The sequence below is a fragment of the Bradyrhizobium sp. genome (genome assembly GCF_035652035.1).
Lineage (GTDB): Bacteria > Pseudomonadota > Alphaproteobacteria > Rhizobiales > Xanthobacteraceae > Bradyrhizobium.
Genome location: NZ_DASREO010000093.1, coordinates 24,392 through 36,503 on the forward strand (window position 1 = coordinate 24,392; position 12,112 = coordinate 36,503).

Sequence of the window (12,112 nt, forward strand, 5' to 3'; positions counted from 1 at the left end):
CTCAGCGAAACCGCGCGACATCCGATTCGTAGCGAGCGTGCACGGCAGCTTCGATTTGATCGCGCGAAAGTCCCATATCGTGGAGCTGACGGTCGTCGAGTGAGCGAAGCATCTGGATCATTTGCCCGCTCCTCCATTGCATGATGGTGCGCATCGCCCAATTGACGAGGCCCCGCCTCCATGGAACTGAGGCAGGAACGCTCCTTTCGGAAGACATGACGCTCATTTTCTCTCTCCGAATCGATGCCGCTCGCGCGAAGCGCAGCCGCCTCGTGCGCGATCTAACCGAACGATGAAGCGCCCGAGTCCCGGTGGTGCTTGATCACGGATTCGATCTGATGGCGCGGCAATCCGATGTCGCGAAGCTGATGATCGTCGAGTTCGCGCAGCACCTTGATGGTTTCGCGCCGCGCCCAAAAGGTCAGCACGCGGCTCATGCAAGCGGAGAGCCGCCTGCCCCATTCACCTGTCGGGCTGGAGCGGGTGCAGGAAAGTGTCACGGCGGTTCTCCTCGTCATTGGCCTGCGCGGCAAAGCAGTGCCGTGGCGCGAAGCGGCGACATCAGCGCTTCTCACCCTTCGCCACCTCGGACTGCTATCGCCGTCCTCGGTGCATCACGGGGCTTGATGGCCCTTAAATGATCTCGTAAATGTCTCGGAGCAAGTGAAACATTGCTCTCGGAGCAATAATGTCAAAGTTCGAGTATCTGAAGCTCGCCGACGCTGTCGCCGCCGAAATCGCCTCAGGCGCGCTCAAGCCCGGAAGCCGTCTGCCGCCGCAGCGGACTTTCGCCTACGAGCGCAAGATCGCCGTCTCGACAGCGAGCCGCGTCTACGCCGAGCTGTTACGCCGCGGCCTTGCGGTCGGCGAAGTCGGACGCGGCACGTTCATATCGGGAGAGCCTCGCCCCACGGTGTCCAGCGAACCGGTACGCGCGCGGATTGACCTCGAGATCAGTTATCCTGTGCTGCCAGTGCAGTCCGCGCTCATTGCAAAGAGCCTGCAGTCGCTGAACCGGCCGGAGGCGCTTGAGACGGCGCTGAGGCAAGTCACCAGCGGCGGAACGCCGACGGCGCGGAGCATCGCGGCGGACTATCTCTCGCAGCGCAGCCGACATTGGGCGCCAGCTGCGGATCAGTTGATCTTCACAGCCAATGGCAGGCAGTGCGTTGCGGCCGTGCTTGCAGCTATCGTTCCGCCGGGCGGGCGATGCGGCGTCGAAGCCTTCACCTATCCGTTCATCAAGGGCATCGCCGCGCGACTCGGCATCACACTGGTGCCGTTGGCGATGGACGAGAACGGCGTGCGTCCCGACGCTATACAAAAGGCGCATCGCGATGCGCATTTGTCGGCGGTCTATCTGCAGCCCGTCGCCCAGAATCCGCTGGGCATGACGATGCCGCCGGCGCGGCGCACCGACGTGTTGCGCGTCGTCGAGAAGCTCGACCTCCTCATCATTGAAGATATGGTCTACGGATTCCTGGACGACGAGCCGCCGCTCGCAAGCCTCGCACCGGATCGCTGCGTCGTATTCGAGAGCTTGTCGAAGATCGTGTCCCCCGGACTGTCGCTCGGGATGATCGTGGCGCCGCGCGCTTTGCGCGAACCGATCATGGCGTCGGTGCGCGCGGGCGGATGGCCCGCGTTGGGCTTTGCATTTGCGGCCACCCAGCAGCTGATGCGCGATGGCACCGTCACTGAGCTGACGAGGCTGAAGCGGATCGATGCGCAGCAGCGCCAGAAGGTGGCAACCGCGCATCTCGCCGGCTTCCAGATTCAGGCCAACAGCAAGGCTTATCATCTGTGGCTGACGCTGCCGCCGCATTGGCGATCGCAGACATTCGTCGCAGCCGCCGCGCGGCGCGACATCGCGCTGACACCTTCGACTACATTCGCGGCCGCGCCCGGCCATGCGCCCAATGCCATACGACTGGCACTGGCGGCGCCGCCGATCGAACAGCTCGATGCGGCGTTGCAGACGTTGACAGAAATCCTCAAAGGCAAGGAAGAGGATTTCGAGTCGACGGAATAGATTGCGGAACTTAAGGCAACAGCGCTTTCGGCAAATCGTCGAAGGTGTAATTCAGAGGCCGGTTGCGCGCGATGAAGCCGCCGACCTGCCACGCGAACAGAGCGGCAAAGCCGATCAGGAAGAGCGCGCCCGCCCATTGCCCCGTCGCGATCGACTGCAACAGCAGCCCTGCCATCGCAATCGCGAGCAGCGCCACGCAAGCAATCGCCGCCATATAGACGCGCGGGTGAAGACCGCCGCTCAGAACGGCACGGCTTCCCGCCTTCGCCATCCGCCGATGCAGTTCGATGATGAAAGCACGATAATCCTTGTCCTGCGGCGCCATCAGCGCCGCCGTCTGCCAGCTGGTCGAGAGGATGGCGAGCCATCCGCCGTCATTCTTTCTGAGATCGGCGCGGAATCGCCGTGCCTGCATTGATACCGGACGATACGACAGGCGGACGCTCGCGATGTCGGCATAGTCCCAAAGGCCGCTGCGACGGCCGATGCGCCACGACAACCCCCGCTCCGTCAGTTCGAACTGATGGGCCGAGCCTATCAGCGAGGCCTTGTAGGCGTAGCCTTGACCGGGTTGTTCAGGCAAATCCGTCGGCATGGGCGATAGGCTGCGACTCTCTGGTTGACGCCAATACTTAATACGAGACGCATGCCCAGAAAAATGCCGCTGTTGCAAGCGCGCCCATCGCCGTTCGTGCCGCATGGATGGCGCCCCATCTGACAATGAGGGCGCGGGACTGGGGACCGGCCTTGTCGAGGTCGGTCGCCAAAAGGGCGTCGTTGACCGGCTTGATGATAACAAGCGTCCACGGCCATGGCGCAATGATTGCGAGCGCGCCGATCAGAAAGCCGGCAAGCCCGGTCTGCCACCACGCCAGCATGCCGAGCACGAAACCGATCACCGCGAGCGGCGCCTGCATCGTCGCGCCGCGCTGATAGGCCGGCTTCCATTCGGCGAGCAGCGCGCGATCGTCGAGCGTCAGCCGCGCGTGCTGCTCGGCGAAGTTCACGTAAAACGCCGCCCCGGTGAAGACCGCCGCTGAAATCATCGCGAGAAGTCCGAACGCCATGACGGGTTCCTTCGAAAGAGTTTCCGGCCGCCGCTTGCGCCGATCGCTCACCCTATCCTACAACTCGTGGAGTGGATTTGACATTCGCGACTCGCCTGGCCGCAAATGTGAGAACCGGACCATCAGGACATGCCCGAGACGACTCCCTTTCCCAGCCGCCTGATCCTCGCAGCCGCCGCGATTTCCGGCGTGCTGCTCGCGCTCGCCGTGCACATGCTTGGCGCGCGGTTCGGGCTCGACCTCGGCGGATTGTGGCGATCCGACGCCAGTAATTTCATGTCGGCGGGTGCGGCGCTTGCATGGTGGCTGATTGCAACCGTCGGGTTTTCCGGCGGCTATTTCACGGCTTCGCTGATGCATAGCGCGGCATCAGGACAATTGCCGCAGCGTATGCAGCATTTCCTGATTGCCGTTGGCGTGCTCGTGCTGGTGGGCGCCGGCCAGGCTGCGTCGGCGCCCAAGTCCACGGCGGCCGGTGTTCTCGGCGGTCTCGCCGCACTCGGCCTTGGCGCCGTGATGGCGTTCTGCGGCGCGCACTTCGCGCTGCGCAAGGCGTGAAGACGGCTTGACGTCAGTCACGCCTTGACGCGCCGAGCCAGATCACCGCGCCCGCGATCACGAGCAGCACCACGGAGATGGCCAGCGCCTGATGCGCACCGCGCATGAAGGCATCCACCTGGCCGATCAGCGCGCCGAACAGCGCGACTCCGAGCACGCTTCCGGTCTGCCGCGTCGCGTTGAGAACGCCGGCCGCGATCCCCGAGCGTGATTTCTCGACGCTACCGAGCAGTGTCGCGGTGAGCGGCGGCACCAGCAGGCCGAGCCCGCCGCCAATGGCGAGAAGCTGCGCCAGCATCTTGACGTAGGCCGTACCAGGTTCGATTCCGAGCAGCATCCCACATCCGAGCGCGGCGAGGACCGCGCCGCTGGCGATCGCCGCAGGCTCGCCGATGCGCTCGGAGATGCGCGCGGCGACGAGATTGGCCGGCAGCACTACGCCCATCATCGGCACGAAGGCGAGACCCGTTTGCAGCGGCGACAGGCCGTTGATGCGCTGGAAGTACAGGCTGAGCACGAAGATCAGTCCGTAGAAGGCAATGTTGACCAACAGACCGAAGAAGGACGTCAGCGCGAACAGGCGGTGCGCAAACAGCTGTAACGGCAGCATCGGATGCGACGAGCGGCTTTCCTGCGCGATGAAGGCTGCGGCCAGCAGCACGGAGCTTGCAAAGCCTGCAATCACCCAGGCGTTGCGCACGCCGACCGCGCCGCCCTCGATAATGGTGCCGGCGAGACAGCCGAGCGCCGCGATCGCGAGAATCTGTCCCGGCAAGTCGACCTCGCGATTCCGGTTGCGCGTGGTCTCCGTGGCGTAACGCCAAGTCAGCCAAAGCCCGGCGAGCCCGATCGGCAGATTGACCAGAAAGATCGACCGCCAGCCGACCAACGCGATCAGAGCGCCGCCTGCAAGGGGACCTGCGGTGAGCGCAACGCTGGCGCCGGCTGCCCAGATTCCGACCGCGCGTCCGCGCGCCCGCTGGTCCTGGTAGGCATGATTGAGCAGCGCCAGCGAGTTGGGAACGAGCACGGCTGCGCCCAATCCTTGCACCGCGCGTGCCACGACCAGCGCGACGGAATTCGGCGCGAGCGCACAGGCAAGCGAGGCCGTGGTGAAGATGGCAAAGCCCGCTATGAAGACACGCTTGGCGCCGATGCGATCGCCGAGCGCGCCGGCGGTCAGAATGAAGGCCGCGAAGGCTATGGTGTAGGCGTTGACGACCCACTGCAGTTCCGACACCCCGCCGCCGAGCGACGTTCCGATGCGATCGAGCGCCGTGTTGACGATGGTGATGTCGAGTTGAACGACGCCGTAGCCGAGACTCATCGCAAACAGCGTCAGCGACGCCGACCAGCCGCGTTCAGGTTGTTGTTCCGGAACGCGCGCGGCTGCGGAATTTTTGCCATCCGGCTTTTCGGGGCTCACCGGAAACGGCTGTCGTTTGATCGCTGTTGCTCGCATGAACTATCTCCGTCGGTGCTGTCTGCCCCAACGCCATAGATAGCCGCTCGTTTCGCCTCTAAATTTCGATCAATGCCGAAGTGTGATCGTCCGCAGGCGACAGGTCCCCGCTGGGAACTGTTCGCATCACATCTCGGGACGGCGCGTCGGCATCTGCACGTCCCAGGCCAGCCCCACCACTACGAACAGGCGCAGCAACAGGTAGGTCAGATCGATCTCCCACCAATGCCGCTGATTGCAGGCACAACCCGGCTCCGAATGATGGTTGTTGTGCCACCCCTCACCGCTCGCCAGGATCGCCACCAGCAAGCAGTTCCGGCTGTGGTCGCCGGTATCGTAGTTCTGGTAGCCGGACACATGGGCCAGCGAATTCACGCTCCATGTGATGTGCCAGACGATGACGGTGCGCACCACGACGCCCCATACCAGGACGCTGGCCGCGAACTGCATGGCCTCCATCGGAGCATCGCCAAGCGCGAGTGCGACCAGAAAGCCGGCGGTGAAGAACAGCACCGGCTGCGCAATGGTGACCCACACCACGTAGCGCTCGATGAAACGATAGAAGGGATCGCGCAGGATGTCACGCGCGTAGCGCTCATAGGCGACCTGGCGGCAAAGATCGGTGTTCTCCAGAAACAGCCACCCCATGTGTGACCAGAAAAAATTGACCAGTGGGCTGTGCGGATCGGACTGCTCGTCGGAGCGATGGTGATGCATGCGATGGGTCGCGACCCAACGCGCCGGCGTGTCCTCCACGCACCAGACTGCGAGCAGCGCGAAGGCGTGCTCGAGCCAGAGCGGGCATTTGAAGCTGCGATGCGTGAGCAGACGGTGGTAGCAAAGGTTCATGCCGCAGGCGCCGTAGACATAAACGCAAACAACCGCGAGCACGACGCCGGCCTTGCTGTAGAACCATGGCACGAATGCAAGAAGCGCAAGCAGGTGATAGGTGACGATGGCCGCGACATATCGCCAATTGATCCGGCGTCCGCTGGCCCCGATCGGAAGCGGCAGTGCCGCCGCCTGTTCCACCATCAGGCCCACGGCGACGCTATCAATTTCCTTGTTCAAATTCGAACCGCCCCCGATGTTTGTTATCATATCTACACGATCCGCGGTCGATCGCGAGATGGAGTTTGCTGAAAATCCGCAGCAATGAACGGCTCTTTAGGCTGATTTTGCCGGTTCCCTTTTATTCGCACTGCGAAACGACAAACGCCGCGACGACCGGCGCGGCGCCTGTTCCGTTTCGTCGTTCTAGCGTGGCGAGTGGTTCGATCAGCTTGCTGCGCGCAAGTTGATCTTGCTCTCGGCAAGCGAAGTCAGCTTCTTGTCGGTGGCCTTTTCTTCATCCAGGGTTTTCTGGAGGATGCTCGCACAATCGTTGCGACCGAGCTGTCTCGCCCAGGCGATCAGGCTGCCATAGCGCGCAATCTCATAGTGCTCGGCCGCCTGACCTGCGTTGATCAGGGCCGCATCAAGAACCGATTTGTCGGCGACCTCACCTGCGGTCTCCTCGGCTTCCTCGATGATGCCGTCGATCGCCGGGCAATCGACCGCTTCGACCTCGGCGCCATGCATCCGGAACACTTCCTCGAGGCGCTGCACATGGGTCTTGGTTTCATCGAGGTGGGTCAAAAAACCTTCCTTGAGCTGCTTGTCCGTCGCTTTGTCCGCCATTTTCGGCAGCGCCTTCACGAGTTGTTTCTCGGCATAATAGATGTCCTGCAATTGATGCACGAACAGATCGTTCATGGTCTTGATGTCACGGGTGAAGAGTCCCATCGCTACATTCCCTTGTTTTTGTGGTGGAACACCATCGCGCGTCGCGCCCGCTGGCTCCGCCGATATGTTCGATTGACGATATCGCGCTAACCGGAGCATCCAGCCGATGTTCCTCCCGGCGAAATGCGGACATCGGGGGAACAACGGCACATTGCGGACATTGAAAAAGCCGACTGCGGCTCGATTCCGGGAATACCGCAGCCTACCTAAGGGTCTGGCGGGGCGGCCGGATGCGCGACAGTCGGTCGCTTGTCAAGTACTGCACAAACGACGGTTTTTGCCTTATGGGACTCCTATCCAGGGCGGTCGGGCCTAAATGTCTGCGATTGCTTGAACAGGCTGGCAACGCCGTTGCGGCCCTGCCGGGAGGACGAATGGTTCGGTTGTTGGCCGTGCTGCGGCATGGCTTTAAGGAGCGGATTGGCTGGAAACGGGTCGGGATTGCCGCCAGCCTCGTCATCATCGCCTTTGCGATCACGACGCTGATCCGCACTCTGAAGGGCATCGACACCGGCGTCATGCTGGTGGCGTTGACCGACATCCCGCCGCACCACATCGCCCTGGCCGCGCTGTGCGTGATGTGCGCCTTCTGCACCCTGACTTTCTATGATTTCTTCGCCTTGCGCACGATCGGCAAGAAGCATGTGCCTTACCGCATTGCAGCGCTGTCGAGCTTCACCAGCTATTCGATCGGCCACAATATCGGCGCCACGGTTTTCACCGGTGGTGCGATCCGTTTCCGCATCTATTCGGATTATGGCCTTTCCGCCATCGACGTCGCAAAAATCTGCTTTCTGTCCGGCCTGACCTTCTGGCTCGGTAACACCTTCGTGCTCGGCATCGGCATGGCCTGGCATCCGTCGGCGGCCTCCGCCATGGATCAGTTGCCGGCGGTGATCAACCGCCTGATCGCCTTCGGCGTGATCGGGGCGATCGTATCCTACCTTGTCTGGCTCATCCTCGGCGAGGAACGCCGCGAGCTCGGGCAGAACGGCTGGATGGTGCGGCTGCCTTCGGCGCCGCTGACACTGGTGCAAATCCTGATCGGCGTGGTCGACCTCGGTTTCTGCGCGATGGCGATGTATCTGTTGATGCCGGCGCAGCCGCACATCGATTTCATGTCGTTGGCCGTCGTGTTCATCCTGGCCACGCTGCTCGGCTTTGCCAGCCACGCGCCCGGCTCGATCGGCGTGTTCGATGCCGCCATGCTGGTGGCGCTGCCGCAGTTCGGCAAGGAGCAGCTGCTGGCGACGCTGGTGGTGTTCCGCATCCTCTACTTCATGATCCCCTTCGGGATTGCGATCTCGATCATGGGAACGCGCGAGCTTTGGCTCAACGTGGTGCAGCCGTGGCAACTTCGCCGCAAGCAGACCGAGGCCTGTAACGCGATCGACACCGACACGGCCGAGGTCGTCGAGGTCAAGGCGACGACTCTGCCCTTCCCGCAGCGCTCCCGCGCCGGCTCCCGCCGGTAGGAGCTCCTCAATCTACTGTTTCGGTGAAGCGGCTTTCTTGCCCGTCGGCTTCTTGGCCGCGGCTGTCTGACCAGGCAGATATTTGGCGATCACCGAAGGGTCCAGCGAAGCCATCTCGGAATCCGGCAAACGCTCCCAGTACTCGTCCTTGCCGAGTAGCGGCGTGAGCACGTAGCCGCGCAGCGTGAGCTGCTGTCCGTCCGCGCTCAGCGTCATCTTGGCGTGCCAGACCTGCCCGTCGCGGGGATCCAGGATGTTGCCGCCTTCATATTCAAGGCCGTTGCGCTTCATGTCGCGGATGAAGGAAATGCCAAGCACCGGCGCGTCCTTGCGATCGTCCGTGCATTGCGAGCAGGTCAAATGCGCAGGCGTGCCGGGTTTTGGAAACGTCTTGGCGATCGCGCCTTCGAAGGTGCCGTCATGGTGATCGACCATCAGAACCCAGACCACCGGCTTGCCGTCCTCGACCTTTTGCCAGAGGCCGGCCGCGGTCGGCTCAGCGGCATATCCCGGAACAGAGGCCGCGAACGCGATCGCAAGCCCGCCCGCGATCATCGCAAGCCGCCGCTGCATTTTTGCTTTCCTGTTCCACATCGTCATCACCGCTTTCGCTTCAATTCGAATGATGGGGCAAGATTACGACCAATTGCCGGTGGCAACCAGTGAGGCAACAAATACTGAACGCTACGTCTGCGACAATAAAGCGCTGCAATGTGTCCGCAATTTTTCGAACCGGCGTCCCGCTTCAGCTGACGCCGAGTTTCTTTTGCAGGCTCGAGGACGAAGTCGTGTACTGGAACACGAGGCGCTTGTCCGGATAGACGTAACGGTGGGCCTTCTGGGCCATCAGCGCCCCCTCGTGGAAGCCGCAGAGGATGAGCTTGAGCTTGCCGGGATAGGTATTGATGTCGCCGATGGCAAAGATTCCGGGAACACTGGTCTCGAACGCCGATGTCTCGACCGGAACAAGATTGTTTTCGAGCTCAATGCCCCAGTTCGCCACCGGTCCGAGCTTCATCGTGAGGCCGAAGAACGGCAGCATGGTATTGCACGCGACCTTCGACATCGCGTTATCGTTGCCCTTGACGTGCGCACCGGTGAGCTTGCCGCCCTCTCCCTCCAGCGCAGTCACCTGACCGATCTTCAGGGCGAGCTTGCCGGCCGAAACCAGCGCACGCATCTGCTCGACACTGTGGGGCGCGGCGCGGAAGTCGTCGCGACGATGCAAAAGCGTGACGCTCTTCGCAATGGGGTGCAGGTTGAGCGTCCAGTCGAGCGCGGAATCGCCGCCGCCGACGATCAGGATGTCCTTGTCGCGGAACTGCTCCATCTTGCGCACGGCGTAGTGGACCGAGGTGCCCTCATAGGCCTCGATGCCGGGCACCGGCGGGCGCTTCGGCTGGAACGAGCCGCCGCCGGCCGAAATCGCCACCACCTTGCATTCGAACACCTTGCCGGCGTCGGTCGTGACACGAAACGCGGGATCGCCGATCTTCTCGATCTTCTCGACCATCTCGCCCAGATGAAACGTCGGGTTGAACGGCTTGATCTGTTCCATCAGCGCGTCGGTGAGGCCCTGACCGGTAACGAAGGGAATACCGGGAATGTCGTAGATCGGCTTCTCAGGATAGAGCTCGGCGCATTGGCCGCCGACCTTGTCGAGGATGTCGACGAGATGGGCCTTCATGTCCAAGAGGCCGAGCTCGAAAACGGAAAACAGCCCGCAAGGGCCTGCGCCAATGATCAGCACGTCGGTCTTGATCGCTTCGCTCATGTCGCTTCTTTTCCGTTGAACGGGTGTGCAGGCTAACGCCTGTCTAGCCAACACCGTGAGGAGAGGAAAGCCATAATACGGGTTGCGGAAGGCGCGACAACCCCTTGCCGACGTTCGATAACTACGCTGTAAGGGGCGCCGATTTCGGAGACTTTTGCCCGTGAACGCCCCTGCCCGATCCGATACGACGCCGCAACTGGAAGATTTTCCCTACCGCCTGACGGACAACGTCCGCTTTGCCGATCTCGATCCCAATGGCCACGTCAACAACGCGGTCTATGCGACCTATTTCGAGACCGGCCGCGTCACGCTGATGAAGGATCAGAGCTACTGGCGGCTGCCGGAGGGGCTGACCTGGATCATGGTGCGGCTCGACACCCATTTCCGCGCCGAGCTGCACTGGCCGAACACGATCGAGATGGGACTTGGGGTTGCGAAATTCGGTCGCACCTCCGTTACTTTCGATCAGGTGGTGTTTTCGAATGGCCGCTGCATCGCATCGGCGCAAGCGGTGACGGTGTTGATCGATCAGACCACGCGCAAGCCGACGCCGCTGACCCAAGAGATCATCGCGAAATTTCAGCCGTGGCTGCGCCGCGGCGTTTTGCCTTCACACTGAGCGATCTGGCCGCCTTATCGCTAGTTCGGGTAGTGCACGCAGGTTGCGATACAAATGTCGTTGGAAAGCTCGTAGCCGGGCCGGTATGCGCGCCTGCATAATGCTTCGCACTTCGCTTTATCGCCGACAAACAAGCCCTCGACCCTACCGGAATCCGAATATTTCGGCCGGTCAGACTTGACGTCAGACTTGGGTTGAGTGTCGTCGGCCCGGGCAAGACCAGCTTCGCCGAGGAGCACAGCTGCGATGAGGGCTGATAACAGCAACCGCAACGGAAGCTTCTGAAACAGGGCAACGGCCATATTAGGACACGGCCAATTTCGGGAGACCTCAGGCCTGCCGCTCGGGCGTCGACACGACGAGGCCATCGAGTTCATCGGAGACCTTGATCTGGCAGGACAGGCGCGAGTTCGGCCGCACGTCGAAGCCGAAGTCGAGCATGTCCTCTTCCATCGGCGAAGGAGGTCCCACTTTCTCGCGCCAGGCTTCGTCGACATAGACGTGGCAGGTTGCGCAGGCGCAGGCGCCGCCGCATTCCGCCTCGATGCCCGGGATCGCATTGCGGATCGCCGCTTCCATGACGGTGGCGCCGTTTTCGACCTCGATGGTGCGGGTTTCGCCGGAATGGTCGACAAAGTGGATCTTGGCCATGTTCGCTCGTACTGCCGGAAAAATGTGTCCGGCAGACCTATAACGGGTCGATCCGGTGAGCGCTAGTGGAGCGAATTCAGCATTTTGCGGCAATAAACTGCCGTTTCGTCGCGCCTAACTCAAAAAGGCGTCGATCGCGTCGCAGGCGTCTGCGATGGCCTCATCAAGCTCGTTCAAGGCATCGGCCGTAGGGCTGCCCCGCCCGATCAGTGTCTCGAGATGGCTAGCCGCATCGGCAACCGCGAAGGCACCGATCGCCCGCGCCGATCCCTTGAGCGTATGCGCCAGTTGTGGCGCATCGGGCGGCATCGCCGCCAAGGCTTCGGCAAGCTTTGAGGCCTGCGCCGAAAACATGCTCAGCACTTCCCGCTCGAGCTTGGCGTCGCCAAGCGTCATCCGTCTGAGGTGAGCGATATCGATCGGACCGTCATCGGGAACGAGCGGTGGCGATGGCATCCATTCAATCCGATCCAGATGAAGCGACATGAGCAAGTCCGACTTTCGCGCGCTCCTGCATTCGGAGAAGTGCGACTCACGGCGAGCCAATCATGGAACTGGTTAACGGAAGGTTCGGAGGCTGTGGACAGCGGTTGAGCCTCCCCATTTGCGCCGCACCTTCGCCTTGTTTTCAGCGAAGTCCCGCCGCAATTAACCTTCGGCCAGGGAATTTCGAAGGTTTGTAAGGCCTT

16 protein-coding genes are annotated in these 12,112 nt (G+C 62.1%); 4 read left to right on the top strand and 12 right to left on the bottom strand.

What is annotated here, in order from left to right; all coding sequences use genetic code 11:
- Window position 1: 1 nt before the first annotated feature.
- On the bottom strand, window positions 2-121 hold the full coding sequence (locus VFB05_RS25185; RefSeq protein WP_325017421.1) for a DUF1127 domain-containing protein: 120 nt from the start codon (window positions 119-121) through the stop codon (window positions 2-4).
- A 160-nt stretch (window positions 122-281) separates the two neighbouring features.
- The gene (locus VFB05_RS25190; RefSeq protein ID WP_325017423.1) at window positions 282-500 is read right to left on the bottom strand and encodes a DUF1127 domain-containing protein; all 219 of its coding nucleotides are present in this window, start codon (window positions 498-500) and stop codon (window positions 282-284) included.
- A gap of 188 nt (window positions 501-688) precedes the next feature.
- On the opposite strand from VFB05_RS25190, the gene VFB05_RS25195 reads away from it, so the two are divergent.
- Complete coding sequence (locus tag VFB05_RS25195) at window positions 689-2,032, top strand: PLP-dependent aminotransferase family protein (protein ID WP_325017425.1); 1,344 nt, start codon at window positions 689-691, stop codon at window positions 2,030-2,032.
- Between the two features lie 10 nt (window positions 2,033-2,042).
- Here VFB05_RS25195 and VFB05_RS25200 read toward each other — a convergent pair whose 3' ends face one another.
- The gene (locus VFB05_RS25200; protein ID WP_325017427.1) at window positions 2,043-2,627 is read right to left on the bottom strand and encodes a hypothetical protein; all 585 of its coding nucleotides are present in this window, start codon (window positions 2,625-2,627) and stop codon (window positions 2,043-2,045) included.
- A 37-nt stretch (window positions 2,628-2,664) separates the two neighbouring features.
- Window positions 2,665-3,099, bottom strand: a complete 435-nt coding sequence (locus VFB05_RS25205) for a DUF1772 domain-containing protein (RefSeq protein ID WP_325017430.1) — start codon at window positions 3,097-3,099, stop codon at window positions 2,665-2,667.
- Window positions 3,100-3,228: 129 nt separating this feature from the next.
- Between VFB05_RS25205 and VFB05_RS25210 the strand changes: the two genes are divergently transcribed.
- Complete coding sequence (locus VFB05_RS25210; RefSeq protein WP_325017432.1) at window positions 3,229-3,657, top strand: hypothetical protein; 429 nt, start codon at window positions 3,229-3,231, stop codon at window positions 3,655-3,657.
- A 13-nt stretch (window positions 3,658-3,670) separates the two neighbouring features.
- On the opposite strand, the gene VFB05_RS25215 is transcribed toward VFB05_RS25210, so the two are convergent.
- From VFB05_RS25215 to VFB05_RS25225, 3 genes are all read right to left on the bottom strand, one after another.
- On the bottom strand, window positions 3,671-5,119 hold the full coding sequence (locus tag VFB05_RS25215; RefSeq protein ID WP_325017434.1) for an MFS transporter: 1,449 nt from the start codon (window positions 5,117-5,119) through the stop codon (window positions 3,671-3,673).
- A gap of 126 nt (window positions 5,120-5,245) precedes the next feature.
- Window positions 5,246-6,190 (bottom strand): acyl-CoA desaturase, encoded by a 945-nt coding sequence (locus tag VFB05_RS25220; RefSeq protein ID WP_325017436.1) that lies wholly within the window; start codon window positions 6,188-6,190, stop codon window positions 5,246-5,248.
- Window positions 6,191-6,397: 207 nt separating this feature from the next.
- Window positions 6,398-6,904 (bottom strand): ferritin-like domain-containing protein, encoded by a 507-nt coding sequence (locus tag VFB05_RS25225; protein WP_325017438.1) that lies wholly within the window; start codon window positions 6,902-6,904, stop codon window positions 6,398-6,400.
- 374 nt (window positions 6,905-7,278) lie between these two features.
- On the opposite strand from VFB05_RS25225, the gene VFB05_RS25230 reads away from it, so the two are divergent.
- Window positions 7,279-8,379, top strand: a complete 1,101-nt coding sequence (locus VFB05_RS25230) for a YbhN family protein (RefSeq protein WP_325017439.1) — start codon at window positions 7,279-7,281, stop codon at window positions 8,377-8,379.
- A gap of 12 nt (window positions 8,380-8,391) precedes the next feature.
- Here the strand turns inward: VFB05_RS25230 and VFB05_RS25235 are convergent, their stop codons facing one another.
- Complete coding sequence (locus tag VFB05_RS25235) at window positions 8,392-8,952, bottom strand: DUF2147 domain-containing protein (RefSeq protein ID WP_414643317.1); 561 nt, start codon at window positions 8,950-8,952, stop codon at window positions 8,392-8,394.
- 172 nt (window positions 8,953-9,124) lie between these two features.
- Window positions 9,125-10,153: an NAD(P)/FAD-dependent oxidoreductase gene (locus VFB05_RS25240; protein WP_325017441.1), complete on the bottom strand. Its 1,029-nt coding sequence runs from the start codon at window positions 10,151-10,153 to the stop codon at window positions 9,125-9,127.
- Between the two features lie 160 nt (window positions 10,154-10,313).
- Here VFB05_RS25240 and VFB05_RS25245 point away from each other — a divergent pair, with 160 nt between their 5' ends.
- A complete protein-coding gene (locus tag VFB05_RS25245) occupies window positions 10,314-10,772 on the top strand; it encodes a thioesterase family protein (RefSeq protein WP_325017443.1) in 459 nt (152 codons plus the stop codon).
- Window positions 10,773-10,792: 20 nt separating this feature from the next.
- Here the strand turns inward: VFB05_RS25245 and VFB05_RS25250 are convergent, their stop codons facing one another.
- The 3 genes from VFB05_RS25250 to VFB05_RS25260 form a co-directional block, all read right to left on the bottom strand.
- A complete protein-coding gene (locus tag VFB05_RS25250) occupies window positions 10,793-11,074 on the bottom strand; it encodes a hypothetical protein (RefSeq protein ID WP_325017445.1) in 282 nt (93 codons plus the stop codon).
- Window positions 11,075-11,102: 28 nt separating this feature from the next.
- Window positions 11,103-11,423 (bottom strand): 2Fe-2S iron-sulfur cluster-binding protein, encoded by a 321-nt coding sequence (locus VFB05_RS25255; RefSeq protein ID WP_325017447.1) that lies wholly within the window; start codon window positions 11,421-11,423, stop codon window positions 11,103-11,105.
- A gap of 114 nt (window positions 11,424-11,537) precedes the next feature.
- Window positions 11,538-11,909 (bottom strand): Hpt domain-containing protein, encoded by a 372-nt coding sequence (locus VFB05_RS25260; protein ID WP_325017449.1) that lies wholly within the window; start codon window positions 11,907-11,909, stop codon window positions 11,538-11,540.
- Window positions 11,910-12,112 lie beyond the last annotated feature (203 nt).